The 25,409-nt window shown below is 69.4% G+C and carries 26 protein-coding genes; 15 read left to right on the top strand and 11 right to left on the bottom strand.

What is annotated here, in order from left to right; genetic code table 11:
• Positions 1-14 precede the first annotated feature (14 nt).
• Positions 15-1,103 carry a ferredoxin reductase gene (locus tag DX116_RS04470; protein WP_119702972.1) on the bottom strand — a complete coding sequence of 363 codons (1,089 nt, stop codon included), beginning with the start codon at positions 1,101-1,103 and terminating at the stop codon, positions 15-17.
• 110 nt (positions 1,104-1,213) lie between these two features.
• Here DX116_RS04470 and DX116_RS04465 point away from each other — a divergent pair, with 110 nt between their 5' ends.
• The 4 genes from DX116_RS04465 (at position 1,214) to DX116_RS04450 (ending at position 4,200) form a co-directional block, all read left to right on the top strand.
• A complete protein-coding gene (locus DX116_RS04465) occupies positions 1,214-2,374 on the top strand; it encodes a MalY/PatB family protein (RefSeq protein WP_119702971.1) in 1,161 nt (386 codons plus the stop codon).
• Positions 2,375-2,459: 85 nt separating this feature from the next.
• Positions 2,460-3,419: a GGDEF domain-containing protein gene (locus tag DX116_RS04460; RefSeq protein ID WP_119702970.1), complete on the top strand. Its 960-nt coding sequence runs from the start codon at positions 2,460-2,462 to the stop codon at positions 3,417-3,419.
• Between the two features lie 36 nt (positions 3,420-3,455).
• On the top strand, positions 3,456-3,905 hold the full coding sequence (locus DX116_RS04455) for a hypothetical protein (RefSeq protein ID WP_119702969.1): 450 nt from the start codon (positions 3,456-3,458) through the stop codon (positions 3,903-3,905).
• 121 nt (positions 3,906-4,026) lie between these two features.
• Positions 4,027-4,200 carry a CsbD family protein gene (locus tag DX116_RS04450; RefSeq protein ID WP_119702968.1) on the top strand — a complete coding sequence of 58 codons (174 nt, stop codon included), beginning with the start codon at positions 4,027-4,029 and terminating at the stop codon, positions 4,198-4,200.
• A gap of 67 nt (positions 4,201-4,267) precedes the next feature.
• Here DX116_RS04450 and DX116_RS04445 read toward each other — a convergent pair whose 3' ends face one another.
• A complete protein-coding gene (locus DX116_RS04445) occupies positions 4,268-5,119 on the bottom strand; it encodes an alpha/beta hydrolase family protein (RefSeq protein ID WP_199715926.1) in 852 nt (283 codons plus the stop codon).
• A 107-nt stretch (positions 5,120-5,226) separates the two neighbouring features.
• Between DX116_RS04445 and DX116_RS04440 the strand changes: the two genes are divergently transcribed.
• Positions 5,227-6,717, top strand: a complete 1,491-nt coding sequence (locus DX116_RS04440) for a potassium/proton antiporter (RefSeq protein WP_119702967.1) — start codon at positions 5,227-5,229, stop codon at positions 6,715-6,717.
• Between the two features lie 24 nt (positions 6,718-6,741).
• On the opposite strand, the gene DX116_RS04435 is transcribed toward DX116_RS04440, so the two are convergent.
• Positions 6,742-7,257 (bottom strand): LytR C-terminal domain-containing protein, encoded by a 516-nt coding sequence (locus tag DX116_RS04435; protein ID WP_158591890.1) that lies wholly within the window; start codon positions 7,255-7,257, stop codon positions 6,742-6,744.
• Positions 7,258-7,265: 8 nt separating this feature from the next.
• Positions 7,266-7,568 (bottom strand): type II toxin-antitoxin system VapB family antitoxin, encoded by a 303-nt coding sequence (locus DX116_RS04430; RefSeq protein WP_119702965.1) that lies wholly within the window; start codon positions 7,566-7,568, stop codon positions 7,266-7,268.
• Positions 7,569-7,616: 48 nt separating this feature from the next.
• Here DX116_RS04430 and DX116_RS04425 point away from each other — a divergent pair, with 48 nt between their 5' ends.
• From DX116_RS04425 to DX116_RS04415, 3 genes are all read left to right on the top strand, one after another.
• The gene (locus tag DX116_RS04425) at positions 7,617-9,356 is read left to right on the top strand and encodes a helicase HerA-like domain-containing protein (protein WP_119702964.1); all 1,740 of its coding nucleotides are present in this window, start codon (positions 7,617-7,619) and stop codon (positions 9,354-9,356) included.
• Between the two features lie 159 nt (positions 9,357-9,515).
• Positions 9,516-10,322 (top strand): phosphatase PAP2 family protein, encoded by an 807-nt coding sequence (locus tag DX116_RS04420; RefSeq protein WP_119702963.1) that lies wholly within the window; start codon positions 9,516-9,518, stop codon positions 10,320-10,322.
• Positions 10,323-10,371: 49 nt separating this feature from the next.
• Positions 10,372-11,595: a glycosyltransferase family 4 protein gene (locus tag DX116_RS04415; RefSeq protein ID WP_119702962.1), complete on the top strand. Its 1,224-nt coding sequence runs from the start codon at positions 10,372-10,374 to the stop codon at positions 11,593-11,595.
• On the opposite strand, the gene lhgO is transcribed toward DX116_RS04415, so the two are convergent.
• On the bottom strand, positions 11,588-12,781 hold the full coding sequence (gene lhgO, locus DX116_RS04410; RefSeq protein WP_119702961.1) for an L-2-hydroxyglutarate oxidase: 1,194 nt from the start codon (positions 12,779-12,781) through the stop codon (positions 11,588-11,590). The genes DX116_RS04415 and lhgO overlap by 8 nt on opposite strands.
• 158 nt (positions 12,782-12,939) lie before the next feature.
• Between lhgO and DX116_RS04405 the strand changes: the two genes are divergently transcribed.
• The 3 genes from DX116_RS04405 to DX116_RS20535 are packed head-to-tail and all read left to right on the top strand — an operon-like array spanning position 12,940 to position 15,494.
• On the top strand, positions 12,940-14,067 hold the full coding sequence (locus DX116_RS04405) for a DegT/DnrJ/EryC1/StrS family aminotransferase (RefSeq protein ID WP_119702960.1): 1,128 nt from the start codon (positions 12,940-12,942) through the stop codon (positions 14,065-14,067).
• A gap of 53 nt (positions 14,068-14,120) precedes the next feature.
• Complete coding sequence (locus tag DX116_RS04400) at positions 14,121-15,047, top strand: NAD-dependent epimerase/dehydratase family protein (RefSeq protein ID WP_119702959.1); 927 nt, start codon at positions 14,121-14,123, stop codon at positions 15,045-15,047.
• A gap of 3 nt (positions 15,048-15,050) precedes the next feature.
• Entirely contained in the window at positions 15,051-15,494 is a 444-nt protein-coding gene (locus DX116_RS20535; RefSeq protein ID WP_119702958.1) for an acyltransferase, read from the top strand.
• Between the two features lie 24 nt (positions 15,495-15,518).
• On the opposite strand, the gene DX116_RS04390 is transcribed toward DX116_RS20535, so the two are convergent.
• Together DX116_RS04390 and DX116_RS04385 are read right to left on the bottom strand one after the other, a co-directional pair.
• Complete coding sequence (locus DX116_RS04390; protein ID WP_119702957.1) at positions 15,519-16,472, bottom strand: Gfo/Idh/MocA family oxidoreductase; 954 nt, start codon at positions 16,470-16,472, stop codon at positions 15,519-15,521.
• A gap of 21 nt (positions 16,473-16,493) precedes the next feature.
• On the bottom strand, positions 16,494-17,597 hold the full coding sequence (locus DX116_RS04385) for a DegT/DnrJ/EryC1/StrS family aminotransferase (protein ID WP_119702956.1): 1,104 nt from the start codon (positions 17,595-17,597) through the stop codon (positions 16,494-16,496).
• Between the two features lie 146 nt (positions 17,598-17,743).
• Here DX116_RS04385 and DX116_RS04380 point away from each other — a divergent pair, with 146 nt between their 5' ends.
• A complete protein-coding gene (locus DX116_RS04380) occupies positions 17,744-18,724 on the top strand; it encodes a lysylphosphatidylglycerol synthase domain-containing protein (protein ID WP_158591889.1) in 981 nt (326 codons plus the stop codon).
• Positions 18,721-19,419: an LbetaH domain-containing protein gene (locus tag DX116_RS04375; protein WP_119702954.1), complete on the top strand. Its 699-nt coding sequence runs from the start codon at positions 18,721-18,723 to the stop codon at positions 19,417-19,419. Before DX116_RS04380 ends, DX116_RS04375 begins: the two co-directional genes overlap by 4 nt.
• Here the strand turns inward: DX116_RS04375 and DX116_RS04370 are convergent.
• Both DX116_RS04370 and DX116_RS04365 read right to left on the bottom strand, forming a co-directional pair.
• Entirely contained in the window at positions 19,320-20,954 is a 1,635-nt protein-coding gene (locus tag DX116_RS04370; RefSeq protein WP_119702953.1) for a DUF2142 domain-containing protein, read from the bottom strand. The genes DX116_RS04375 and DX116_RS04370 overlap by 100 nt on opposite strands.
• Positions 20,955-21,000: 46 nt before the next feature.
• Entirely contained in the window at positions 21,001-23,013 is a 2,013-nt protein-coding gene (locus DX116_RS04365; RefSeq protein WP_147393573.1) for a DUF6541 family protein, read from the bottom strand.
• On the opposite strand from DX116_RS04365, the gene DX116_RS20505 reads away from it, so the two are divergent.
• The gene (locus DX116_RS20505; protein WP_119702951.1) at positions 22,955-23,572 is read left to right on the top strand and encodes a helix-turn-helix domain-containing protein; all 618 of its coding nucleotides are present in this window, start codon (positions 22,955-22,957) and stop codon (positions 23,570-23,572) included. The two genes, DX116_RS04365 and DX116_RS20505, sit on opposite strands and share 59 nt — an antisense overlap.
• Complete coding sequence (locus DX116_RS20500; RefSeq protein WP_119702950.1) at positions 23,569-23,859, top strand: YidH family protein; 291 nt, start codon at positions 23,569-23,571, stop codon at positions 23,857-23,859. The genes DX116_RS20505 and DX116_RS20500 overlap by 4 nt, the downstream gene beginning before the upstream one ends.
• Positions 23,860-23,981: 122 nt before the next feature.
• Here DX116_RS20500 and DX116_RS04350 read toward each other — a convergent pair whose 3' ends face one another.
• Complete coding sequence (locus tag DX116_RS04350; protein WP_119702949.1) at positions 23,982-24,215, bottom strand: hypothetical protein; 234 nt, start codon at positions 24,213-24,215, stop codon at positions 23,982-23,984.
• A 40-nt stretch (positions 24,216-24,255) separates the two neighbouring features.
• Positions 24,256-25,404, bottom strand: coding sequence for a TDT family transporter (locus DX116_RS04345; RefSeq protein ID WP_119702948.1), 1,149 nt, complete (start codon positions 25,402-25,404; stop codon positions 24,256-24,258).
• Positions 25,405-25,409: the final 5 nt, after the last annotated feature.

The raw sequence follows: 25,409 nt of genomic DNA, 5'->3' as shown, positions 1-25,409 counted from the left end.
GGGGAGGGAGCCGGTCAGAGCGACAGCGTGCAGTCGCCGGCGGCGACCGAGATGCAGGTCTGGATGTACTCGCCCGGCTCGCCGTGCTCGTCGCCGCTGCGCAGGTCGCGGACGCGGCCGGACGCGAGCGGCACGTCGCAGGTGTGGCAGATGCCCATGCGGCAGCCGAAGAGCATGTTGACGCCGGCCTTCTCGCCGGCCTCGAGCAGCGTCGTGGCGCCGTCGACGTCGACCGTGGGCCCGCCGACGCCGAACGTGACCTCGCCGCCGGCCGCGGAGCCGCCGGCCGCGGCGAGCGTGAAGCGCTCGACGTGGATGCGCTCGGCGAGCCCGTATGTCTCGTAGTGCTGCGTGAAGGCGTCGAGCATGCCCGCGGGGCCGCACGCCCAGGTGGTGCGGTCGGCCCAGTCGGGGCACACGTCGTCGAGCTGGTCGGGGGTCAGGATGCCGTCGGCGTCGGTGAACCGCTCGTAGAACGTGAAGCTGGCGTAGCGCAGGGCCAGCACGCGCAGCTCGTGGACGAACATCATGTCGTCCTCGTTGCGCGCGGAGTAGACCAGCACGGCGTCGGGGATCGAGTCGCGGCGGTCGAGCGTGCGCAGGATCGACATGACGGGCGTGATGCCGCTGCCGCCGACGAGGAACAGCATCTTCTCGGGCGGCGGGTCGGGCACCGTGAAGTCACCCTGCGGCGCGGCCAGGCGCACGATGGTGCCCGGCTCGAGGCCGTTGACGAGGTGGTCGGACAAGAAGCCCTCGGGCATGGCCTTGACCGTGATGCTCACGGTCTTGCCCTCGACGAGGGGCACCGACGACAGCGAGTACGAGCGCCAGTGGAAGCGTCCGTCGATCTCGACGCCGATGCCGATGTACTGGCCCGGTGCGTGGTCGAACGTCCAGCCCCAGCCGGGACGGATCACGAGTGTCGCGGCGTTCTCGGTCTCGGGGACGACCTTCTCGACGCGGCCGCGCAGCTCGCGCTGCGACCACAGCGGGTTGACGAGCGCCAGGTAGTCGTCGGGCAGCAACGGCGTCGTCATCGCCTTGCCCAGGCGGCGCAGCTGCCGGAGCGCCGACGAACGCTCGATGAGTGGTTCGGTCATGGGCGCCTCCTTCGGTGCACAAGTGTTCACTGATTCTGTAACTCAGAGTGACACTTTGGTCATGGGGATGCAACAGGACCTGGGTCACGTTTGAGGGCGATGATGGAATCATGCGCTCGCCCCACCCCCTCCGCGACCTGAACGAGCAAACTCTTCGCCGTCGTACCAGCGTCAAGTGGCAGGAGCACCCCGCCGACGTGCTGCCGCTCTGGGTGGCCGAGATGGACGTCGTCCCCGCCGAGGCGATCAGGACCGCCCTCACCGCCGCCATCGAGTCGGGCGACACCGGCTACCCCCATGGCAACGACTACGCCGAGGCGCTGGCCGAGTTCGCCGCCGCCCGGTGGGGCTGGCACGGCCTCGACCCCGCCCGCACGGCCTACGCGGCCGACGTCATGACCGGCATCGCCGAGGTCGTGCGCCTGGTGTCGGGGCCCGGCGACCCCGTCGTGGTCAACCCGCCGGTCTACCCGCCGTTCTTCGACGTCGTCGAGCACGTGGGACGGGTCGTCGTCGAGGCGCCCCTGGGCGAGGACGGCCGGCTCGACCTCGACGCGCTGCAGGAGGCCTTCGTGCGGGCACGGTCGACGGGTGGCTCGGTCACGTACCTGCTGTGCAACCCCCACAACCCGACCGCCGTGGCGCACACGCGCGACGAGCTCGGGGCCGTGGCGGCACTGGCTCACGAGCACGGGGTGCGCGTGGTCGTCGACGAGATCCACGGGCCGCTCGTGCCGCAGGGGTTCGTCCCCTACCTGAGCGTGGACGGCGCCGAGGACGCCTTCGTGGTCACGTCGTCGGCCAAGGCCTGGAACCTGGCGGGGCTCAAGGCGGCGGTCGTCGTCGCGGGGGAGGGGGCAGCGGCAGACCTGCGGCGCCTGCCCGAGATCGTCTCGCACGGGCCGAGCCATCTCGGGATGCTGGCGCACACGGTCGCCCTGCGCGAGGGGGGCGCCTGGCTCGACGCCGTGCTGGCCGATCTCGCCGACAATCGGCGGCTCCTGGGCGACCTGCTCGGCGAGCACCTGCCGCAGGTGCGTTGGCGGCACGGATCGGCCACCTACCTGGCCTGGCTCGACTGCCGCGAGCTGGGTCTGGGTGACGACCCGGCGGCGGTGTTCCTGCAGCGCGGTCGGGTCGCCGTCAACTCGGGGCCGACGTTCGGAATCGGTGGTGCAGGTCACGTCCGACTCAACTTTGCGACGTCGCCGAGCATCCTGACCGACGCGATCAGCCGAATTGCTCACGCGGTGGACGTCACTTCGGACTAGCCCTCCTGGCCCGGACGGGTCATTTGGGCGGAACTCCTCCCGTCAGGCGCCGGAACGCTCCTAGGATCGGTGCAGGGAGAGATGCATGGAGCTGATGTTGTCGCGGCTGGTCACGTCGCTGCGCGAGCTGCCACCGCTGACCGCGGCCACGGCGGCGATGTACGGCAGTGGTGCCGTGCTGCTTCTGGCGGGTGCCGCGACCTGGGAGCCGGGCAAGAACCCCCGGTGGGTGATCACCTCGCTGGCGGTGCTCGCGACAGCGATGTTCGTCTGGACCTTGGCGAGGGGGTCGCGGTTCACCCCGCGCGAGGCGCTGGCGATGACGGTCGTCCAGCTGTTCGTCGTCGGGTGCCTGACGTGGACGACTCACCTGATGCTCGGCGCGTTCGCCAACGGCACCGTGCTGCCCATCGCGGGCGTGTACGTGATCTGGTTCCTGCACCCCGTCGCCGGCAGGGTCGTGCTGTACCTGGGCGCGTCGTGGTGGATCGTCGCGATCGTGCACCACGAGCGGGCCAGCCTCGTGACGTTCGCTGCCTCGGTGGTCGCGCAGACCGTCGTCGCCACCGAGGTGTTCGCTCGCATCAAGCAGCGCATGGACCGCGTGGCGCGCACCGACCCGCTGACCGGCACCCTCAACCGCCGCGGCATCACCGAGGTGCTGCAGCGTGAGCTCGAGCGTGCCCAGCGGCGCGACCGCCCGATCTCGGTGGTCGCGATCGACATCGACGGCCTGCGCGAGGTCAACAACACGCGAGGTCATCGGGCGGGTGACGAGATGCTCGCGTCGGTGAGTCGCCACTGGATCGAAGGCGTCCGGCGACACGACGCGATCGGTCGCACCGGAGGCGACGAGTTCCTGCTCGTCCTGCCCGGCACGTCGCTGGAGCAGGCTCGAGCGATCGTCCGCCGCCTGATCGACGAGTCGCCGGGCCGCTGGTCGGCGGGTGTCGCGATGGCCAAGCCGCAGGACTCGGCCGAGTCGATGCTCGACCGGGCCGACACCCGCCTGTACGAGGCCAAGTCGGCGCGGCAAGGCGTCTGAGGTGCCCCGGCCGGCGAACCGGCCTAGCGTGAAGGCATGAGCGACGGACCCGATGCGCGGCACGTACGACCCCCCGACGTCAGCGATGCGACGGTCGAGGCCCTCGGCAAGCTGAGCGAGGCGCTGGAGACCGTCGAGGAGGCCCGCGGGCACCTGTACGCCTTCCACCGCCGTTGCGGTACGGCCGACCTGGCTCTCGGCGAGGCCGTCGACCTGCTGCGCGAGGCCGGGCACGATGCGATCGCCGACGCCGTCGAGACCGATCTGGTCGGCCGCAACATCCTCGAGGGGCGCTGGTCGTTCCAGGTCGTCGAGGAGTACGACGCCGGCTACTACGCCGCCTTCAAGGACCACGAGCGCTCCGCGCGCGACGAGCTGGTCGGCGGTCGTCCCCACCTGTTCGAGGCCGAGATGAAGGAGGACCGGCGCACGTACGGGCGCCGGCACCACGAGGCCACCCCGGGGGATCCGACCCCGCCGTCCTGAGAGCGTGGTCTCGGGCCACGGTTTCTCGAAGCCCGTCTTCTTGGGCAAAATCTCAGGAAACGGCGTGCATGACGTCGAGCACGAGGGGTACCCGCCGGACAGTCGACGAAAGGAGCCCCCCATGGGACTCGGAGACAAGATCAGCAACGCGGCCGAAGATGCCAAGGGCAAGATCAAGGAAGCCACGGGCAAGGCGACCGACGACGAGTCGCTCGAGGCCGAGGGCAAGGGCGACCAGACCAAGTCCGACCTGAAGAGCGCCGGCGAGAACGTCAAGGACGCCTTCAAGCACTGAGCACGATCCCGCGAGGGGCGCGCCGACCACACGCTGGTCGACGCGCCCCTCGTGCGTCCAGCCCCCCTCAGCGGGTGCGGAGCGTCTCGAGCAGCTGCAGGGTGAGCGACCACGCACGCGAGCTCGGGTCGATGACGACGAAGTGGTCGCCCTCGACCGCGGTCAGCTCGGCATCGGCGCCGGCGGCCCGGGCCCGGGCGACGTAGTCGGTCGACTGGCTCAGCGGCACGGTGGTGTCGGACGTCCCGTGCACGCAGCGGACCGGCACCGACAGGGGGATCGCAGCACTGGGGTCGGCCAGCGCGTAGCGGTCGTCGACCGTGCCGCCCATGAAGCGCTGCACGGCGCCGTCGCCCAGGTCTGCGGCGATCGCCGCTGCGAGGTCGAGCACCCCGGCGTGCGAGACGGCTGCCGTCACGGGGACGGCGGGGGACGCCCACGGCGAGCCGGAGAGCTGAGGACGTGCTGCCGCCCACACCGCGAGGTGGCCGCCTGCGGAATGCCCCAGCGTCACCACGGTCGACGTGTCGAGGTCGTCGACGTCGGCCAGGGCGTCGATCGCCGCGGCGACGTCGTCGAAGGTCTGCGGCCAGCCGCCGCCGTTGCCGACGCGGCGGTACTCGATGTTGAACGCCGTCCAGCCCTCGTCGGCCAGCGACGCCGCCAGCGGACGGCCGAGCGACAGGTCGTACTGGTCGCGCCAGAAGCCGCCGTGGATGACCACCACGACACCCTTGGACGTGCCGGCGGGGCGGGTGAGCTCGCCTTGCTGCGACGGGTCGTCGCCGTACCGGATCGTCTCCACGCCGTCCTCCTGTCGCTCCGGGTCCGCGTCGCCCCGGGCGGTCTGCTGCTCGCGCGTCGTGCACGCGGCCAGCACGCCGGCCGCCATGAGGGTCAGTGCGCTGCGTCGGTCCACGATGCCAGCCAATCCGAGGGCCGTGCCCACCGCCACTCGAACCGGTCGGGGGGAGGCGGTGCGACCGATAGAATCGGGGCTCGGTCGAGCCCACGGAAGGAGTCTCAGTGGACGTCCATGATCTCGACCGGTACCTCCTGGTCGGCTCGGGGGTGCTGATCCTCGCGATCCTCGCGGTCCGCCTGTCCGTCAGCATCGGCCTGCCGTCGCTGCTGGTGTACCTGGGTCTCGGCCTGCTGCTGGGCAGCTCTGGCCTGGGCATCGAGTTCGCCGACGTCGAGCTGGCGCACGCCCTGGGCTTCGGCGGCCTCGTGCTGATCCTGGCCGAGGGCGGTCTGACGACCAAGTGGGAGCACGTCAGGCCCAACCTGGGCTACGGGCTGCTGCTGGCGACCCTCGGCTCGGCGATCAGCGTGCTCGTGGTCGCGCTCGGCGCCCATCTGCTGCTCGGGATGGAGTGGGAGCTGGCCGTGCTGATCGCGGCCGTGCTGACCCCCACCGACGCTGCCGCGGTGTTCTCGGTGCTGCGCACGGTGCCGCTCAAGTCGTCGGTGACCGGATCGCTCGAGGCCGAGTCGGGGCTCAACGACGCGCCCATCGTGGTGCTGGTCGTGGCGATCAGCGCCGGCGAGGTCGCCGACAAGGGCGTCGGGTACCTCGCCGGGCTGATCGTCTTCGAGCTGGTCGTGGGCGCGCTCATCGGCATCGCGATCGGCTGGCTGGGGGCCTACCTGCTGCGGCAGGTCGCTCTCCCGGCCTCGGGCCTCTACCCGCTCGTGGTCTTCGCGTTCACGGTGCTCGCCTACGGCGCCGCCGCCGGGGTCCACGCCAGCGGCTTCGCGGCGGTGTACGTCGCGGCCCTCATCCTCGGCAACGCCGAGCTGCCCCACCGCACCGCCACCCGGTCGTTCGTCGAGGGCATCGGCTGGCTGGCGCAGATCGGGCTGTTCGTGATGCTCGGCCTGCTGGCGAGCCCCGACGAGCTGCAGTGGTGGCACGTCTGGCACGGGCTCGTGGTGGGCGCGATCCTGACCTTCGTCGCCCGGCCCCTGACCGTCATGGCCTGTGCGGTGTGGTTCGGACGCAGCGCTCGCGAGCAGGTCTTCGTGGGCTGGGCCGGCCTGCGCGGTGCGGTGCCGATCGTCCTGGCCACCATCCCGCTCTCGGCCAGCGTGGCGGGCTCGCGCGACCTGTTCAACGTGGTGTTCGTGGCGGTCGTGATCTACACGCTCCTCCAGGCGGCTCCGCTGGCGCAGCTGGCCGCGGCCTGCGGCGTGCTCACCGACGCCGCGCGTGACGTCGAGGTCGAGGCGGCACCGCTCGAGCGGGTGTCCGCCGACCTGCTGCAGATCCGGGTGCCGGCGGGGTCCCGCCTGGCGGGGGTCGAGGTCGGCGAGCTGCGGCTGCCGGTGGGCGCGTCCATCTCGCTGATCGTGCGGGACGACCGCACCTTCGTGCCGCACCGCACCGACCGCATCGCGGTCCGTGACGACCTGCTGATCGTGGCCGAGCGGTCGGTGCGCGAGGAGGCCGAGGCCCGGCTGCGCGCCGTCGGCCGGTTCGGCCGGCTGGCCGGCTGGGGCCGCGACTCCCGCTAGCGGCCCTCCGGCCGCGCGTGGGGGCTAGGCGGCGGGGACGGCCGGGACGACCGGCACGCAGACCGTGATGTCCTTGTCGCTGGTGGTCGAGGTGGTGGCGTCGGTCTTGACGCCGCGGTACTCGTCGCCGACCACGACGACGATGCCGTCGGCGACCGAGATGTCGGGGGCGGCGTACTGCACCTTGTCCTTGAACTGCGAGGCGACGAGCGCCACGCGGGGATCGTTCGGGTCGTTGGTGAGGATCGCGACGCGTCGCGGCTTGGTGGCGCTCTCGCTGTTGCCGATCTGCCCGCCGCGGAAGCCGTTCTTCTGCAGGTCGAGCTGGGCGCGGTTGGCCAGGCCCGAGCGCGCCGAGGCGTTGAACACGTTGATCGTGACGACGTTGCTGGGGATCGGGCTGCCGGCCGCGATGACCTCGTCCTTGCAACCCGGTGTCGCCGGGGCAGTCTCACCCGTGCCGGCCGTCAGCAGGTTGAAGCCGACCACACCGCCGACCAGGAACACGGCGAACGCGACGGCCAGCGTCAGGAGCCTCATGCCAGTCCTCATGCGTGCTTGCCGATCGTGTGCACGCGGGCGTGGAGCATGTTGCGCTGCTGCAGGGCGGCTCGCAGCGCGCGGTGCAGCCCGTCCTCGAGGAAGAGCTCGCCGCGCCAGCTGACGACGTGCGCGAACAGGTCGCCGAAGTAGGTCGAGTCGTCGTCGAGCAGGTGCTCGAGGTCGAGCGTGGTCTTGGTGGTCGTGAGGTCGTCCAGACGCACCTGGGAGGGGGAGATCTCGGCCCACGAGCTCTGTGCCAGCCCGTGCTCCGGATAGGGGCGCCCCTCGCTCACCCTCCTGAAGATCACCGGATCAGTGTAAGCAGTCGCCACCGCGTCCGGCGGTAGCCTGACGACATGACCACGAGCGACGACGCAAGGGCCGCTGCGGACGAGGCGGCGCGGGCGGCCGCAGAAGCGCTGGCGGCGGCGCAGGCGGCCCAGCAGCGCGCCGACGAGCTGGCGGCCGTGGCCGCGGACGCCGCCCGGGCCTCGTCCGCCGCCCCGGCCGAGGTGGCTCCCCCTGCCGACGCGGGCCCCCGCAGCGAGATCGTCGACGTCGTCACCGCCGGGTACGCCTTCGAGGGGGCGGTCATCGAGATGGGCGCCCTGCTCGACGGCACCCCGCCCGATCTCGCACCCGTGCCCTCGGCCCAGATCCGCATCCCGCTCGCGATGCTCAACCGGCACGGGCTGGTGGCCGGGGCCACCGGCACCGGGAAGACCAAGACCCTCCAGGTGCTCGCCGAGCAGATCTCGGCCCACGGGGTGCCGGTGTTCGCCGCCGACATCAAGGGCGACCTGTCGGGCATCGCCACGGCAGGCGTCGCCGACGACAAGCTGCTGGCGCGCACCAGCAGCATCGGCCAGCAGTGGCAGCCGGCCGCCTCGCCCACCGAGTACTACGCCCTCGGCGGCATCGGCACGGGCCTGCCCGTCCGCGCCACGGTCGAGGCGTTCGGGCCCACCCTGCTGGCCAAGGTGCTGGGCCTCAACGCGACGCAGGAGTCGTCGCTGGGGCTCGTGTTCCACTACGCCCGCACCGCGTCGCTGCCACTGGTCGACCTGGCCGACCTGCGGGCCGTCCTCACCCACCTCACGAGCGATGCGGGCAAGGCCGAGCTGAAGGGTCTCGGCGGGCTGTCGTCGGCGACGGTCGGCGTCATCCTGCGCGAGCTGATCGGCTTCGCCGACGAGGGCGCCGACGAGTTCTTCGGCCTGCCCGCGATCGAGGTGTCCGACTTCCTGCGCACCGCGCCCGACGGACGCGGCATCGTCTCGCTGCTCGAGGTCCCCGGCGTGCAGGACAAGCCTGCCCTGTTCTCGACCTTCCTGATGTACCTCCTGCGGCGGCTGTTCGACGAGCTGCCCGAGGTCGGCGACGCCGACAAGCCGCGGCTGGTCTTCTTCTTCGACGAGGCGCACCTGCTGTTCGCCGATGCGTCCGACGACTTCCTCGAGACGATCACGCAGACCGTCCGGCTGATCCGCTCCAAGGGCGTCGGCATCTTCTTCGTGACCCAGACCCCCAAGGACGTCCCGGGCGACGTGCTCGCCCAGCTCGGCTCCCGGGTGCAGCACCAGCTGAGGGCCCACACGCCCGACGCGGCCAAGGCGCTACGGGCGACCGTCTCGACCTATCCCACGACCACGTACGACCTCGAGGAGGTGCTGACGTCGCTCGGCATCGGTGAGGCGATCGTCACAGTGATGAGCGACAAGGGTGCCCCCACGCCGGTGGCCTGGACCCGCCTGCGGGCGCCGCAGGGGTCGATGGAGCCGACCCCGTCCGCGCAGATGGACGCCGCGGTGGCCGGGTCCCCGCTGGCCGCCAAGTACGGCTCGGCCACCGACCCGCGCTCCGCCAGCGAGATCCTGGCCGAGCGGGATGCCGCCGATTCCGCCGCGTCACAGCAGGCTGCCGACGACGCTCGCGTCCGCAAGGAGGCCGAGCGGATCGAGAAGCAGGCCCCTCGCCGGGCGCCCCGCACGACCCGACGTTCGCAGAAGATGTCGCCGGTCGATCGCGCTGTCGGCGAGGCCAGCCGGACGCTCGCCCGCGAGCTCGTCAAGAATCTCTTCCGCCGTCGGAGGTGACAGGCAGTATCGTGTCCGGAGTCGCGGCTCCTGAGGCCTCAGGGAAGAATTCAGGGTGAACACTGGTTGCGACAGCCGAGCAGTGATCCGGACAATGACACCGGGCGGTCTACCTGGACGCCGTCCGACGGTGATGACCAGGAGCCCACAGGAGGTGCGATGACGCGGACGACGCAGGTGACGCAGCAGGCCGAGCGCGTCGACCGTTCCCGCGCGGCGGCGCTGCTGCCGGTCGTCGGACGCGCCGGTGTCGAGATCGCCCTCATCGCCATCCTCTACGTCGGCTACGTGGTCTCGCGGACCTTCGCCGACACGGCCTTCGCGCCGGCGCGCGGCCGTGCGCTCGACATCCTGACGTTCGAGAAGTCGTGGCGCATCGACATCGAGTCGTGGCTCAACCAGATCTTCTTCGACCACCAGTGGATCGGCGTCGCGAGCAGCTACTGGTACGCCACGACCCACTACTTCGTCACCCTGGGCGTGCTGGTCTGGCTCTACCGCCGCAGCCGCCCGCAGTACGTGACGGCTCGTCGGGCCCTGGTGGGGGCCTCGCTGATCGGCCTCGCGTTCTACCTGCTGATGCCCACGGCACCGCCGCGCCTGGTGCAGTACGGCTACCACGACATCCTGAGCATCCACTCCAACATCGGCTGGTGGAGCGCCAACGGCTCGGCCCCCAAGGGCATGGGCGACATCACCAACGACCTGGCGGCCTTCCCGTCGCTGCACGCCGGGTGGTCGTTGTGGGTCGCGATCGTGCTGATCCTGGCCGGTGTGCCCAAGATCGTCCAGCTGATGGGGCTCGGCTACGCCTTCATGATGTCGGTCGTGATCATCGGCACCGGCAACCACTGGGTCGTCGACGCCGTCGTCGGCTGGATGGTCGTCCTTGTCGCGTTCGGCCTCGTCATCGCGTGGGAGCGCGGTCGCTCGAGCGGCACCCACGAGGACGTGGCGCCTACGTGAGCTCTGCCGTTAGGCTGTCTCATTCCTGCCAGTCGATGAGAGAGCACTTGTGCGCATAGCTGTTGTCAACAATTTCTTCCCTCCTCGACCCGGCGGATCCTCACACCTGTCCGACCACCTCGCACGGCGGTACTCGCAAGCCGGTCACGAGGTGCTGGTGCTCACGGCTGGCTACAAGGACGCACCCGACGACGAGACCGTCGACGGGGTCCGCATCGTACGGGTGCCGGCGTGGACCCTGCCCAAGACCCGCTTCGCTGCCAACTTCGACATCGGTTTCACCATGTCGCCCGGTGTGCGCCGCCAGGTGTTCCGGCTGCTCGACGACTTCGCTCCCGACGTGGTCCACCAGCACGGCCAGTTCTTCGACCTGACCTGGTTGAGCGGGTGGTGGGCCCGCAAGCGTGGCGTGCCCACCCTGCTCAGCATCCACACTCGGCTCGAGAGCCCGCTGAGCCGGTTCAACTCGTTCGTCTACGCGACAGCCGACCGCTTGCTGGTGCGTCCGCTCATGCGGCTGCACCGCCCACGCCTGGTGGTCATGGACCGACTCATGAACGACTACATCAAGGCCCGCTACACCGGCGCGCACCGCGACACCGTCGCGATCCCCGTCGGTATCGACCCGACCACGATGGACGGCGGCACACGGTCGGTCGTGCGCGACCAGCTGGGCCTCGGCGACCGACCGATGGTCGTGTCGATCGGACACGTCATCCCGCAGCGAAGCCGTATCGCGCTGGCGCGCGCCCTGCCGACGATCCTGGCCGCGGTCCCCGATCTGGCCGTCGTGGTGGTCGGTGGTCTCTACCACGACGAGTTCCTCCACATCGCCGACGAGCTGGGCGTCCGCTCGAGCATCATCACGGTCGGCGCGCAGCCGCAGAGCTCGATCCCCGACTACCTGGCGGCAGCGGACGTCGAGGTGCACGAGCTCGAGGGAGAGGGCTTCGGCACCGCGAGCCTCGAGGCGCTGGCGGTCGGTACGCCGGTCGTGGCGCGCGTCGAGACCGAGAACTTCATCGGGCTCCACCTGGTCGACGGCGTCCACATCTTCCAGACGCCGCCGATCAGCTCGTCGGACCCGAAGGCCGAGCCCGCGGCGCTGGCAGCCACGCTGATCTCCGTGCTGTCCGACCCCGAAGCCGCCCGTGCTCGCGTGTCCGACAACGCTCGCGAGCTGGTCGCCGGGCACTTCACGATCGAGGCCGTCGCGGCCAGGCACCTCGAGGTGCTGGCCGAGATGGCCGGCGAGCGGCCGACCGTCAGCTGACCGTGCCGGCGGCGTCGGCGATGTGGGTCGCGATCTCGAGCGCGCTCGTGGCCGCGGGCGACGGCGCGTTCAGCACGTGCACCTGGCGCGGTGCCTTCTGGATGATGAAGTCGTCGGCCAGCGAGCCGTCACGCCGCACGGCCTGGGCGCGGACGCCCGAGCCGGAACGCACGATGTCGTCCTTGGTGATCGCCGGCACCAGCTGGGCCAGGCTGGCCGCGAAGCGTCGGCGGGAGAACGAGCGCAGCACCTCTTGGGTACCGGTGCGCACGTTCTTGCGGGCCAGGCGGGCCAGGCCCGGGTACAGCACCGACTCGCGGGTGTCGCGCCACGAGACGTCCCGCCAGGAGTAGCCCTCGCGGGCCAGGGCCAGGACGGCGTTCGGCCCGGCGTGCACCGAGCCGTCGATCATCTTCGTCAGGTGGACGCCCAGGAAGGGCAGGTCGGGGTCGGGGACGGGGTAGATCAGGCCCTTGACCAGCGACGAGCGCTGCGGTGTCAGCTCGTAGTACTCGCCGCGGAACGGGATGATGCGCACCTCGGGGACGAGGCCGGCCAGCGCGGCGATGCGATCGCTGTGCAGGCCGGCGCAGTTGACCAGGACGTCCGCCTCGACCCGTCCGCGGGTGTGCTCGACGGTGACCCGCCCGGACGTGCTCGAGACGGCCGTGACCTCGCTGTCCAGCACGAGCTCGGCTCCTGCGCTCTCGGCGAGCTCGGCGAGCCTGGCCGAGACCGCGGAGTAGTCGATGATGCCGGTCGACTCGACCCGCATCGCCTGCACGGCGCGGACGTTCGGCTCGTACTCCTTGGCCTCGGCGGCGGACACGAGCCGCGCCGGGGTGCCGTTGGCCTCGGCGAAGGACATCAAGCGGTGGAGGCGCGGGATCTCGTCCTCGGACGTCGCGACGATCAGCTTGCCGCAGATGTCGTGCGCGATGCCGTGCTCCTGCGCGAAGCGGGTCATGGACGTGTTGCCGGCCAGGCACATCGTCGCCTTGAGCGAGCCGGGCTTGTAGTAGGGGCCGGCATGGATGACGCCGGAGTTGTGGCCGGTCTGGTGAGCGGCCCACCTCGGTGACTTCTCGATGACGGTCACCTGATGGCCGCGGGAGGTCATCTCGCGCGCGGTGGCGAGGCCGACGATCCCTCCTCCGATGATGACGACACGCGGAGAGGTTGTCATGAAACGGCCTGTCCTCGACCGTCGCAAGTGCGCGGACGATAGTTCTGTGCGTGAGCACGGGGGTCGGGCATGGGAATCCGGCCGGGTCGAAGCGGTAGGGTGTCCAACGGCGCACACAGGCGCAGACAACCGCACTCTCGATCGAACGAGGCCTAGACGTGACCGACACCGTAGCACTGGGGCAGCCGACCGTAGGGGCGGAGGAGCTCAGGGCGATCGAGGCGGTGTTCGCCTCGGGATGGCTCTCGGGCGCGGGGCCGACGTGCAACGCCTTCGAAGAGCGGTTTGCCGCCGTCGCGGGCACGCAGCACGCGTTGGCGACGAGCAACTGTGGCGCGGCACTGCACCTCGGCCTGACGGTGCTGGGCGCCGGAGCCGGCGACGAGGTCATCGTCGGCGACTACACGTTCCCGGCCACGGGTCACTCGGTCATGTGGACGGGCGCACAGCCGGTCTTCGCCGACATCCGCCCCGACATCTGGAGCATCGACCCGGCCGTCGTCGAGTCGCTCATCACGCCGCGCACCGTGGGCATCCTGGCGGTCGACGTGTTCGGCCAGCCGGCCGACTACGCCGAGCTGCGCGCCATCGCCGACCGTCACGGACTGTGGCTCATGGAGGACGCCGCGTGCTCGTCGGGCGCCTCCTACCAAGGACGTCCCGCCGGCAGCCTCGCCGACGTGGCGACCTTCAGCTTCCACGGCCGCAAGGGCATCACGGCCGGCGAGGGTGGCGCCCTGACCACCGACGACGCCGCCTTGGCCGAGCGCGCCCGCAAGCTGCACACCTACGGCATCCTCCCGGCCATCACGCGTGAGGGCAGCACCGATCTTCCGCTCCCGAGCTTCGACGAGGCCGGGTACAACTACCGTCTCTCCGACGTCGCCGCGGCCATCATGCTGGCCCAGCTCGACCGCCTGCCCCAGCTGCTGGCCAACCGCCGGGCCAGCGCCCAGCACTACGCCGAGCGTCTCGCCGAGATCGAGCGCGTCACCGCACCCGTCGCCCTCGACGACCGCGAGCACCCCTGGCAGTCGTACGTCGTGACGCTCGACGAGGACGTCGACCGCGGCGCGGTCGCCACCTACCTGAAGGCGCACGGCGTCCAGTGCAACTTCGGCACGTACGCATCGCACCAGCAGCCCGTGTACGGCGGCCGGCAGCAGCTCTCGGTGTCGGCCGACCTGTTCCGGCGTCACCTGGCCATCCCGATGCACGCCAACCTGACCGTCGACGAGACCGATCGCGTCGTCGACACCCTCGCTGACGCCCTCGCCTCCCTCTGACCGGGTCGTCCACGCGGACGGCCTTCATCGACCCTGCAAGGAGAACTACACCTATGACTGCCAAGAAGGTCTTCATCACCGGCGGCGCCGGCTTCATCGGCCACCACGTCGTCACGCAGCTGCTCGAGAAGGACTACGAGGTCGTCATCTTCGACAACATGGTCCGCGGCGACCGTGACCGCGCCAACGCGCTGGTCTCGACCGGACGGGTCACCGTCATCGACCAGGACGTGCGCTACGGCGGCGCGGTGCACGCGGCGATGGCCGGCTGCGAGTACGTCGTCCATCTCGCGGCCGACTCGATCAACAAGAGCCAGGCCGATCCGTACGGCTCGGTGTCGGTCAACATGGACGGCGCCCACAACGTGTTCGCCGCCGCCGCCGATCATGGCGTCAAGCGCGTGGTCTTCGCCTCGAGCGCCTCGGTCTACGGCGATCCCGAGAAGCTCCCCATGCACGAGGACGACAAGCTCAGCCCGCTGACGCCCTACTGCATCGGCAAGCGCACGGGCGAAGACCTGCTGGGGTACTACCAGCGCAAGACCGGCCTGTCGTGGATCGCGCTGCGCTTCTTCAACGTGTACGGCGAGGGCCAGAAGGTCACGGCGTACTACACGTCGGTCATCAATCACTTCGTCAACCGGCTCAAGAACGGCGAGGCGCCCGTCATCGACGGCGAGGGCAAGCAGTCGATGGACTTCATCCACGTCGTCGACATCGCGCGTGCCGTCGTCATGGCGCTGGAGTCGGAGCAGGCGAACGTCCCGATCAACGTCGGCACCGGCATCGACACGTCGATCGCCGAGCTCGCCGAGATCCTCATCGACGCGGTGGGCGTCGACGTCAAGCCGCAGTTCAACCCGCGTGATGTGCTGGTGTCTCGTCGTGCCGCCGACGTCACCCGTTCGCGGGAGATTCTGGGCTTCGAGCCGACCATCGCCGTCGGCCCGGGCATGAAGCGCCTGATCGAGAACTCCTGATCGGTGGGCGTCAACGCCTCGGGGCTTCCGGAGAATCCGTACCACCAGCTGGCATGGATCATCGGTGAGCCCGAGATCGGCGAGGGCACCTGGATCGGTGCCTTCGCCCTCGTCGACGGGTCCGGCGGCCTCACCATCGGTGCCGGTTGCGACGTCTCCGCCGGCGCCCACATCTACACGCACTCCAGCGCGATGCGATGCGTCAGCGGACGACGGTACGACGCCGTCGACCGCAGCCCGGTGACGATAGGCGACCGCGTCTTCATCGGCGCCAACGCGGTCGTGCAGATGGGTGTCACCATCGGCGACGAGGCGGTCGTCGGTGCCGGTGCGGTCGTGACCAAGGACGTCCCGCCCCGCACCGTCGTTGCCGGTAACCCGGCACGTCCGATCGGGAGGGTCGTCCTGGACGACCCTCAGCGTCCCACCGTCGACCGATCTGTCTGAGGCCCTGCTGCCGGTCGGCGGTCCTCAGCGGTGCTTGACAGCGTCGACGATGCGGTGGGCCGGCAGGATCGAGCGCCGCTCTGCCTCGGCGTCCACACGGCCCTCGATGAGGCCGACGAAGTGTTCGAGCTGACCCACCAAGGGCTCAGTGCCCGTCACCAGCTCGGGGATCTCGATGACTGTCTGGTGACGGTACCCGCGGCCCTCGACGTCAGCAGGCTGGTCCGACACGTGGCGATAGACCGTGACGTCACGCCTGAGCAGATCGACCTCGACGAGCTTCTCGGAGTCGTGGATCGACATCTCGCGGATCTTGCGCTGACCGATGCGGCTGGCCGAGACACGCGCGATCTTGCCGCCGGGGTACTCGATCAGAGCCTCGACGACGTCCTCGGCGCCGGCCAGGGACGACGGGTGGTACTGCCCGAGCTTGCCGGTGATGGACGTCGGGTCGCCGCCGAGGAACATCGAGGCGAGGTCGACGTCGTGCACCAGCAGGTCCCAGCTCACGCCGGTCTTGATGCGTGGAGCGTAGGGGGAATGGCGGGTGCACGTGACGTAGAAGGGGTCGTCGACGAGGGCCTTCGCGGTCAGGACGGCTGAGTTGAAGCGCTCGAGCAGCCCGCACATCACGGGGACGTCCTTGGCCGACGAGGCCGCCAAGATCTCCTGGGTGCGCTCGAGGCTGTCGGCGAGCGGCTTCTCGACCAGCACCGGCACACCTGCCTGGATGACCGACATGGCCAGTGCGTGGTGCGCCTCGGTCGCGGCGGCGATGACGACGCCTTGGATGTCCGTCAGGTCGTCGGGTACGTCGGCGAGCCACCGAGTGCCATGCTTGCGCGCAAGCGCCTGACCCTCGTCAGGGCGAGGATCGACGATGGCGGCCAGCTCGGCCTGGGGTGATTGCGCGATGACGCGAGCATGGAGCGCGCCCATGTTGCCGGCGCCGATGAGCAGGATGTTGGGGTTGGTCACGCGTGGTCCTTCCGGACTGGATCAGCCACGTGCAGCGGCACTGGCCACCGCCGCGACGATGTGGTCGAGCTGGTCGGAGGTCAGGTGCGGGTGCACGGGTAGCGACACGACCTCGCGCACGACCCGCTCGGCGACCGGGTACGTGCCGATGTGCACGTCGTCGCGCCCGCGGTAGCAGTCGTAGTCGAACACCAGCTTGGGGTAGTAGATGCCGGCGCCGACGCCTTCGCTGTGCAGGTGCTCGACGAAGGCCTCACGGTCGATGCCTGACGTGCTGTCGACTCGGATCGTGTACTGGTGCCAGACGTGCTTGCGGCCGTCGGCGACGGCGGGAGGCGTGATGCCCTCGATGCCGGACAATCCCTCGCTCAGGCGAGCCGCGTTCGCCTGACGGCGGGCCACGACGTCGGCGTACCGGTCGAGCTGCGGGAGCACGAGGGCCGCCTGCAGGTCGGTCAGTCGGTAGTTGTGGCCGGCGACCTCGTACTGGTAGCGCGCGCGCATGCCCTGGTTGCGCAGGACACGGAGACGATCGGCGAGATCGTCGTCATCGGTCGTGATCATGCCTCCTTCGCCGGTCGTCAGGTTCTTGGTCGCATAGAACGAGAAGGTGCCGATGCCGAAGCTGCCCGCGGCCTTGCCCTCGACGGTCGCGCCGTGGCTCTGCGCGGTGTCCTCGACGAGTGCGAGCCCGCGCTGGCGAGCGAGTGCAGCGATCGGCGCGGTGTCGGCGGCCTGACCGTAGAGGTGGACCGGGAGAAGCACCTTGGTGCGGTCGGTGAGGGCCTCGGACAGCGTGGCGGCGGTGACGTTGTAGTCGGTCTCGTCGATGTCCGCGAACGTCGCGGTGGCCCCAGCTTCCAGGATCGCGTTCAGCGTGGCCACGAACGTGAAGGGGCTCGTGAGGACTTCATCGCCGGGGCGGAGGTCGAGGACCTCCATCGCCGCAACCAGGGCCGTGGTGCCGTTGTTGACCGCGATGGCGTGCTTGGTGCCGATCAGCGAGGCGAAAGCCTCCTCGAACCGTGCGACCACGGGCCCCTGAGCCACGCTGCCGGACCGAAGGACCTGCAGGACCAGCTCTTCCTCCTCGGTTCCGAACTCGACAACGGTGATAGGTATCATGTGACTCGCTTAGTCTTGAAGTGTCGGGGCTGGCGCTCGTCGACGCGCTGGGACGTTCAGCATGCTATCAATGGTCCGGCCGTCCTCTCGCGGTGATGTTGACGGGCTGTCCGAGCACGAGGTCAACCAACGAGACGAGGTCATGGGTGAGCATCCGCCGTCCGAGCCTGCCCACCTTGATCCTGCTGGTCCGGTACCTCCTGGTCCTTGCCGTCGTCGCGTTCGCGGTCTACTACCTGCAGTCCCAGTGGGACGAGGTCTCCGAAGCCATCTCGACGATATCGGCCTTGTCGATCGTGGTGTCGTTCCTCGTCCTGCTCCTCGGACTGGCGGCCGGCACGATGAGCTGGGTCTCGCTGCTCAACGGACTCGGGCCCCGAGTCACGGTGCCGCGCGCTGCGCAGGTGATGCTCGTCGGCCAGCTCGGCAAGTACGTGCCGGGCTCGGTGTGGTCGTACCTGCTGCAGATGGAGCTGGGACGGCAGTACGGCATCTCTCGTCCGAGGGTGCTCATCTCCAGCCTCTACGTGGCCGGCATCGGGGTGGTCTCGTCCTTGGTGCTCGGTGGCCTGGCCCTTCCAACGGTTCTCCGCGGCCACCGAGAGCTGTTGTGGCTCTTTCCCCTCCTGCCGATCGGTCTGATCTGCCTCCACCCCCGGGTGATGACCGCTGTCGCTGACGTGGTCCTGCGCATCTTTCGGCGTCCGCCCCTCGACCACGTGGTGTCCTCTCGGGCCGTCGCCCAGTCCTTGCTGTGGTCCGTAGCGTCCTACCTCCTGTACGGCTTCCACCTCTGGCTGCTGGTGAACTCTCTGATCGACCCCAGCCTGAAGTCCTTGATCCTGCTGACCGGCGCCATGTCGCTGGGGTTCTCGGCGGGCCTGTTCGCGTTCATCTTCCCGTCGGGCGTGGGCGTGCGTGAGGCCGTGCTGATCGGTGCGATGACCGTGCTCGTCACAGTTCCCCAAGCCACGGCGCTGAGCGTCGTCTCACGCGTGATGTTCACCGTGGCCGACCTGGTGGCTGCCGGTGGCGCGGTCCTGATCGTCATGGTGCTCCGCAGGGCTCACGTCGAGCCTCCTGTGGTGGAGGATCCGACGCTGACCGAATCGACGCACCGCCCGTGAACGCGATCCACCCGAGCGCGGTCGTCGGTCCCGAGGTCACCATGGGCACCGGCAACGTCATCGGGCCGTTCGCGGTCCTGGTGGGCCGGGTCGAGCTGGGTGACCACAACTGGATCGGATCGGGAGTCACCATCGGCGCACCCCCCGAGGTGCGTGGCTGGGATCATCCCACGAGCTGGGACAGCGTCGATGGCGGTGGCGTCCAGATCGGGCACCGCAACGTGCTGCGGGAGGGTTGCCAGATCCACCAGGGGTGGAAGGCGGTCACGAAGCTCGGCGACGACGGCTTCATCATGAACCAGGTCTACGTCGCCCACGACTGTCGTCTGGGCAGCCACGTCACGATGGCCTCGGGTGCGCGGCTCGCCGGCCATGTCGTGGTGCAGGACAGAGCCAACCTGGGCATGGGAGCACTCGTGCACCAGCGAAGGGTCATCGGGGCCGGCGTCATGGTGGGGATGGGGTCCGTGGTCACCCGCGACGTCCCGCCGCTGGCGCTGGTCATGGGCAATCCGTCCCGCATCTCTCGCTCGAACAGGTATCAGGCCGAACGCATCGGGTTGTCCGCCGAGGACTGCGACCGGCTGGACGCCGCCTACCGCTCGGATCTGTCGGGCGTCGTCGCCGTCGAGCTGCTCGCCTCGACGGCGGGCGCGTCGTCGCTCGTCGAGGAGTGGGTCAGCGCCCGAGGTTGATCCGTGATCCGCTCGTCGCGCGCTCGACGATCATGCTGGCGGACTGGCACGACGACGTCGTCGTCCCTCATGGACAGGGCGATGACGACCACGACTGCGAACGCCAGGGTGCCGACGGCCCAGACCATCATGGGGCCGACGGAGGTGTCCCACCACCACTCCTTGCGTGCGTCCAGGTTGAGTCCGCCGACGTCATTGCCAGTCACGTAGCGGCGCAGGTTGACGTGCAGCGCCAGAGACTGTGCGCCGATGAGAGCAGCTCCGACCAGGCAGCGCTGCGAGAGATTGAGTGCACGTGCGCGCCCATCCACCTTGAGCAGGCTGATGCCCGCCAGCAGGACGATGATCGGCAGCACGTACCTCGGCTGGACCGCGACGCCCACCGCGTTGCGATTCTGCGCGAGGATGGCCAGCGGAAAGGCGACCAAGCACAGGGCGACCCCTGCGAGGGCAACCGCTTTCGGACGGCTCATGCTCGACAGTCCCGCGAAGACAGCCACCGCGGCGGCCAGGAGCGATGTGTAGAAGGCGAGGGCCGGCATGGGTGTGTCGAGCCAACCCAGCCCGCCTGCTCCGGGCGCGCCGAAGACGCCGAGCAGCAGCGTCGGGAGCTCGAGGACGTTGTGGACGGTCACGGCCAGATTCGAGACCTCGGGGCCGAAGGAAGGCGGGGTAGGAAGGCCCTGCGACGCGGTGTTGGCCTGTCCGGAGGACAGGAACAGGGCTGCTGAGGCAGCGATCACCCCGGCGCCGATCAGGACCGGACCTCGGTTGCGTCGTAGGGTGCCCCAGCGCAGCACCAGCACGGCGGTGATGGCGAGCGCCGAGTACAGGCACGCATCGCCGCGGGCCCCCGAGCCCATGAGCGCCGTCACCGCGACGGCCACGCCCAAGGCCACCCGCCGCCGGCCACTCGCCTCGAACAAGGCGTAGTACGCAACCCACAACGTGCCGGCACTGAGGATGGCCCATGCGCTCGGGTTGTCGGATGCGAGCACGAACATCGTCAGGGGAACGCAGGTAAGCACCATGGCCCACACCATCGTCCGTCTCAAGGCAGCCGGGACGAGCAGCGCGACAGCGCCCATGACGAGCACGGCGAGAGCGGCGTTGACCGCTCGTATGGTCAGCACCGACGTCGTGACGTCGTCAGTGACGAAGGCGCGCATCGTCGCGTAGTAGACCGGGGGGTACAGGCCGACGAAGTTGCCCCAGCGGGAGACGTCCGTGCTGGGCTGACGTGCGAGGTCTGCCTTGCACGTTCCGGACTTGTTGCTGTCGAAGGCGAAGCACGAGGGGTGAGTCACCTCGAAAGGGACGCGTCGAGCGTCTGGCTCGGCGACCTTCTCGCACAGGTTGCCGCTGTTGCCCCAGGCGCACCAGATGCTCGACAGGTGGAAGTCGTCGTCGGGGCTCGATCCCACGGGCGATGAGACGGCCCAGGCGAGAAGACTGACGAAGGACGCGACCGCCAGGACGATGCCGGCTGTGCGCCGTCCCTTGTGCGACCTGGGCGAGCGAAGAGGCGGTATCACGCGATGACTCTACTGGTCGGGCTGCTGGCGCCCGTCGATCGGCGCGTCACCACGTGATGCCTCTGGTCACGTCGCGGTCGCAGCGTGGCACATCCACCGACCGAGCCACTCGGTAGACGGTGACGCCATTTTGGTCGAAGACCGGGGTGAACTGGCGGTGTCGATCGAGCACCGCCTTCTCGATGCGTCGCTCACCCTCCAGGATGCGGGCATCGTCGTAGTACACGTAGCCGACGCGGTACTTCGCCAGCAAGGCGTCGACGCAGGGATCGTCCGCGACGTCATCGAGGTGCCGGATCAGCCACAGCCTCTCCTTCCACGACTTCGGCGCAGCGCCCAGGTAGGGGGAGTTGCCGAACAGGGGCGGCACCCCGTAGTCGTCGTACATCCACAGCGACCCGGAGGCCCGGCGGTCGTCCATGACGACCTCGCCGGGCCGGATGTCCTCTTGGAGGTACTCGAAAGCAGCGCGCGAGTCGGCGTCGGCCGGTCCGAACAACACGTGGAGCTCGAGATTGGTGCGTGCCGTGTCGGGGAGGGCCGTGAGAATCAGACCGCACGCTGCGGCGACGGTCACCACCGCAAGACCTGTCCGGCTGTAGTCGCGTCGGACGGCCCGGTGGCGACGGTGCCGGCCGATGGCGCCTGCGAGCCGGCCCACGCATTCCGCGACCGCAACCACCGCGACGGCAGCCGGGATCGCGGTCAGCACGGGGAAGGTCCACGCGAGGCGGTTGAGGTCTCCGTACCAAGGTGAGGCGACGACCTGCAGAGGGCCGAGCGACTGTGTGAACAGTCCCACCATGAGAGCTGCGATCAGGCCGTAGGCAAGCGTGGTGGAGAGGTAGGCGCGGAAGCCAGGGAGCAGCAGCGTGGCCAGCAGGCCGATGCCCAGCAGGATCTGCAGCACGGGCAGAGAGTGCGCATTCCGGTCCCATCCCAGCGTCAGCATCTGCGAGACAGCATCGCGAAGATCGATGCCGGGGCCGGCAGTGCCGATCGCTCCCTCGCGCGAGGACGATGCGGAGAGAATGGTCGGCTCGAGCACCACCAGGCAGACGATCGCCGCGACGACGGACGCCGCGACCACCACGATTCGGCACCGGAACACGTCGAGCCTGCGGGAACGGACCACGTCGACCACGGCGATGCTGGCCGCCATGATCAGGGCGACGGGCATCTCGGACGTGTGGATGCCGATGATGCCCACGACCCCCAAGGCGCCGACGGCCACACCCGCCCGGGTGCGGGCTGCCAACAGGGCCAGCGCCGTGCCCAGGGTCAGTGCCAGGCCGAGGACGGTGTTGTCGCGCCCCGTCCCGATCAGTGCATAGGTCGACAGGGACAGGGGGGCAATGAATGCCGCCAGGCCAGCCACGAGCGGCCGGCCGGGATCGATGCGTCGAGCGAGCGCGTAGACCGTGACAGGGAGGAACACGGCGCCTGTCGTCGCGATGCCGGCGAACATCACCTGCGAGACCGCCGTCCCGCTGACCTGCTCGATGACCGCGATGCAGAGGTTGAACAGCAGTGGGTAGAAGCTGTCGGGCGCTGTCTCGCCGGAGGCGGACGGTGCGAGCACGACCGACCCGTCCAAGGTCTGGTGGTCCAAGATCTGCCGCGTGAAGTACCCGTGGTGCATCGCGTCCCAGCCAGGTGGGAACGCGAGGCCCTTCATCGTGGCAATCCAGGTCATGGCGCCGAGAACGACGGCGCCGCCGAGGAGTGCGTACGACACCCAGTGGGGCATCGAGAGGGCGGCGAGACGGACGCGCGCCTCGCGCGCAGCTGCTCGAGTCGCGGTGCGCCGCCTACAGAGACGAACGACCTCGGCGATCGCCCCGAGGCAGGTCACGACGACCACGGCGGCGACGGCCACGTCGACCACGGGAGCGCCGAGCCTGCTGGCAGCAAGGCCAACGACGTAGAGCGCCCCGAGTCCGACGGTCGGCGCTGCGGCGAGAGTCGTCCAGAAGCCCCACCGGCACCCGGCAGTCCGTATGAGGACCGTGCCCGGGACGATCGCCAAGCCGAGCCACAACAGCACAGCGGTGATCACGGATGAGCAACTCTCGGATTCGTCCTCGTCGTCGCCCTCTGTGGCTCACACGACCCAGAGATCCTACCTCACCGCCGTGCCGGCTCCCGTGCGCGCGATGAGACCCCACCGGGCTGACGCCGGGTGGGGTCTCGCGTCTGGTGTCGTGGCGGAGGCGCTGGGACGGTATTCCAACCCCGGTGAGACAGGGGCGAAGGTGCGATCGATGCGAGACCAAGTGGCCAAGGATGTTCGAGACGAGCCTTGGAAGGTGCCCGAGCTAACGGGTAGGAGCCGGACTCGATGGGTCCTGTCGGGGCATGAGTCTTCCGTCCGCGCCGACTACGAAGCCGGCATGGGATCGGTGTCTTTGTCGACGAAGTACGGCGTCCCAATGAGCACCCTGTTGGACTGGCTGCGACGGGAGGGCATCGAAATCCGAAGCGGCGGGAAGCTCTCGACCGAAGACATGCTCGAGGTCAGACGGCTTCGCTCGGATGGTTGGAGCCACCAGCGGATCGCTGAACAGTTCGGAGTGACTCGGTCGGCGGTGTCGCTGCGGTTGAGTCGTGAGCGATGACCCAAGGTAGATCCCTGAACGATGTCGGGAGTCCGCGAGGTCACCTCGCGAACGAAAGAACCCATCTCGCCTGGATGCGGACGGCGCTGACTGTCGTCGTGCTCGGACTTGCCGTGGCCCGCTTCGGAGACGACGGCACTGTGTCTGCCGGTAGCGTCCTGGCGGGCGGGATTCTTGTGATCGCCGGTGGGGCGTCGTGGTGTACGGCAGCTTCAGGTATCGAGCCACTGCGTGAGAGCTGGAAGATGGGCGCTTCGAGACAGGGCGGTCGACCTCCGGTCCGGTGATGGCGGCCGCCGTACTGACCATCTCCATCCTCCTCACGCTGCTCATTCTGCTGCTCGTCGATCTCTGATCTAGGCAGTTCAGGCTGACGTGAGGAGGCGGCAAGGTCCTCGACGCCGTGCCCTCAGTCGGACTCCTCGCTGGTGCCGCCCGAGGTGATGTCGGCTTCGGCGATAGCCAGAGCCATTCCGATGACGGCGCTCAAGCCGGCCAGGGCGAGCCCGATATAGGTCCACGGGAGGGCTTGGAGCGTGTCGTTCTGCGCCAGGACTAGGAGCATGAGTCCGCAGATGAACATGGCGGCGACGACCACGACGCCGACGGACCATTCGATCGTGCTCTTACGGGGCGTCTTCATCAGGGCTTCCCTTTCATCGGAGGTATGGGCCTGCCGGAGTTCAGGGCTTCTTGAGCAGCTTCCCAGAGTGCACGCCGCGAAGGGTGCGGACGGCAACGACGGCCCAGGCGCTGAGAAGGAGGACGAACAGTGCGCCGGCCGCGACCTGGAGCACGTGGTTGCCGGTCAGCTGAGCCAGCCCCGAGGTGCCGGTGACCACGGTGCCGACCGGGAAGGTGAAGGACCACCACGTCAGGCTGAATGGAAGTCCTTCCTTGGCGGTGCGGGCGGTGAGGGTGGCGGCGATCGCCAACCACAGCATCGCGAATCCCCACATGGGAATGCCGTAGACGAGGGCGAAGGCGTGGAACGCGGTGCCGTAGGGGCTGTCCAGCACGTCGGGGGTCACGTTGCCGAGGTGGTGGGCCGCAGTGATCGACTGACCGACGGGACCGAGGACGATCCAGAGGGTGGGCACGGCGCCGGCGGCTCCGATGCCGTGGCGCAGAAGCCGGTTCCAGATGAACGCGATCATGACGATGCTGCACATGAGAGTGAGGCCGAAGAACATGTAGCAGGCCAGCAGCATGGTCTGCTGGGCCTGGCCGGCCGGCAGGTGCGGGATGAGGGCAGCGCCGGTGGCGGCACTGACCATGGGCGGGACCACGGGCATGAGCCAGCCGCCGAAGGCGGAGTCCTCGTGGACCTCGTGCGAGGTGAAGGCGCGGATCGGCACCAGCACGGCCGTGGTCAGACCGAGCAGGGTCCCAGCGGTCCACAGCACCCAGTCCAGCGTCAGCGCGGCAGTCATGCCGATCAGGTGGTGTCCCACCAGCACTGCGCCGGCACCAACGGTCATGAGTCCCATCGCGGGCGCGCCGTAGAAGTGCGACATCACCGGATCGTCCAGGTGACCGCGGGCCACCTCGCCATGCAACGTCCAGTGGCCGGCAGTCGCCACGACCACGACGACGAGCAGCAGGAGGGCGAGGACCCAGACGGTGGTGGCGAAGACCGTGATCCCCGGGACGGAGAAGGGCAGGGAGGCGGCGGCGACTGCGACGATGCCGGTGCCCATGACCGAGGCAAACCAGTTGGGTCCGATGAAGCCGAGAGCCGGAGCGCCCTCGAGCTCGCGGAGCCGGCCCGTTCGGTCGCGGGTGCTGCGGGCGGCGTGCTCGCTGGTCGTCGTGAGGTGTGCGGTGGTCATGACTC

The sequence above is a fragment of the Aeromicrobium endophyticum genome (genome assembly GCF_003586285.1).
Classification (GTDB): domain Bacteria; phylum Actinomycetota; class Actinomycetes; order Propionibacteriales; family Nocardioidaceae; genus Aeromicrobium; species Aeromicrobium endophyticum.
This window is presented reverse-complemented; position numbering and strand designations above follow the sequence as displayed.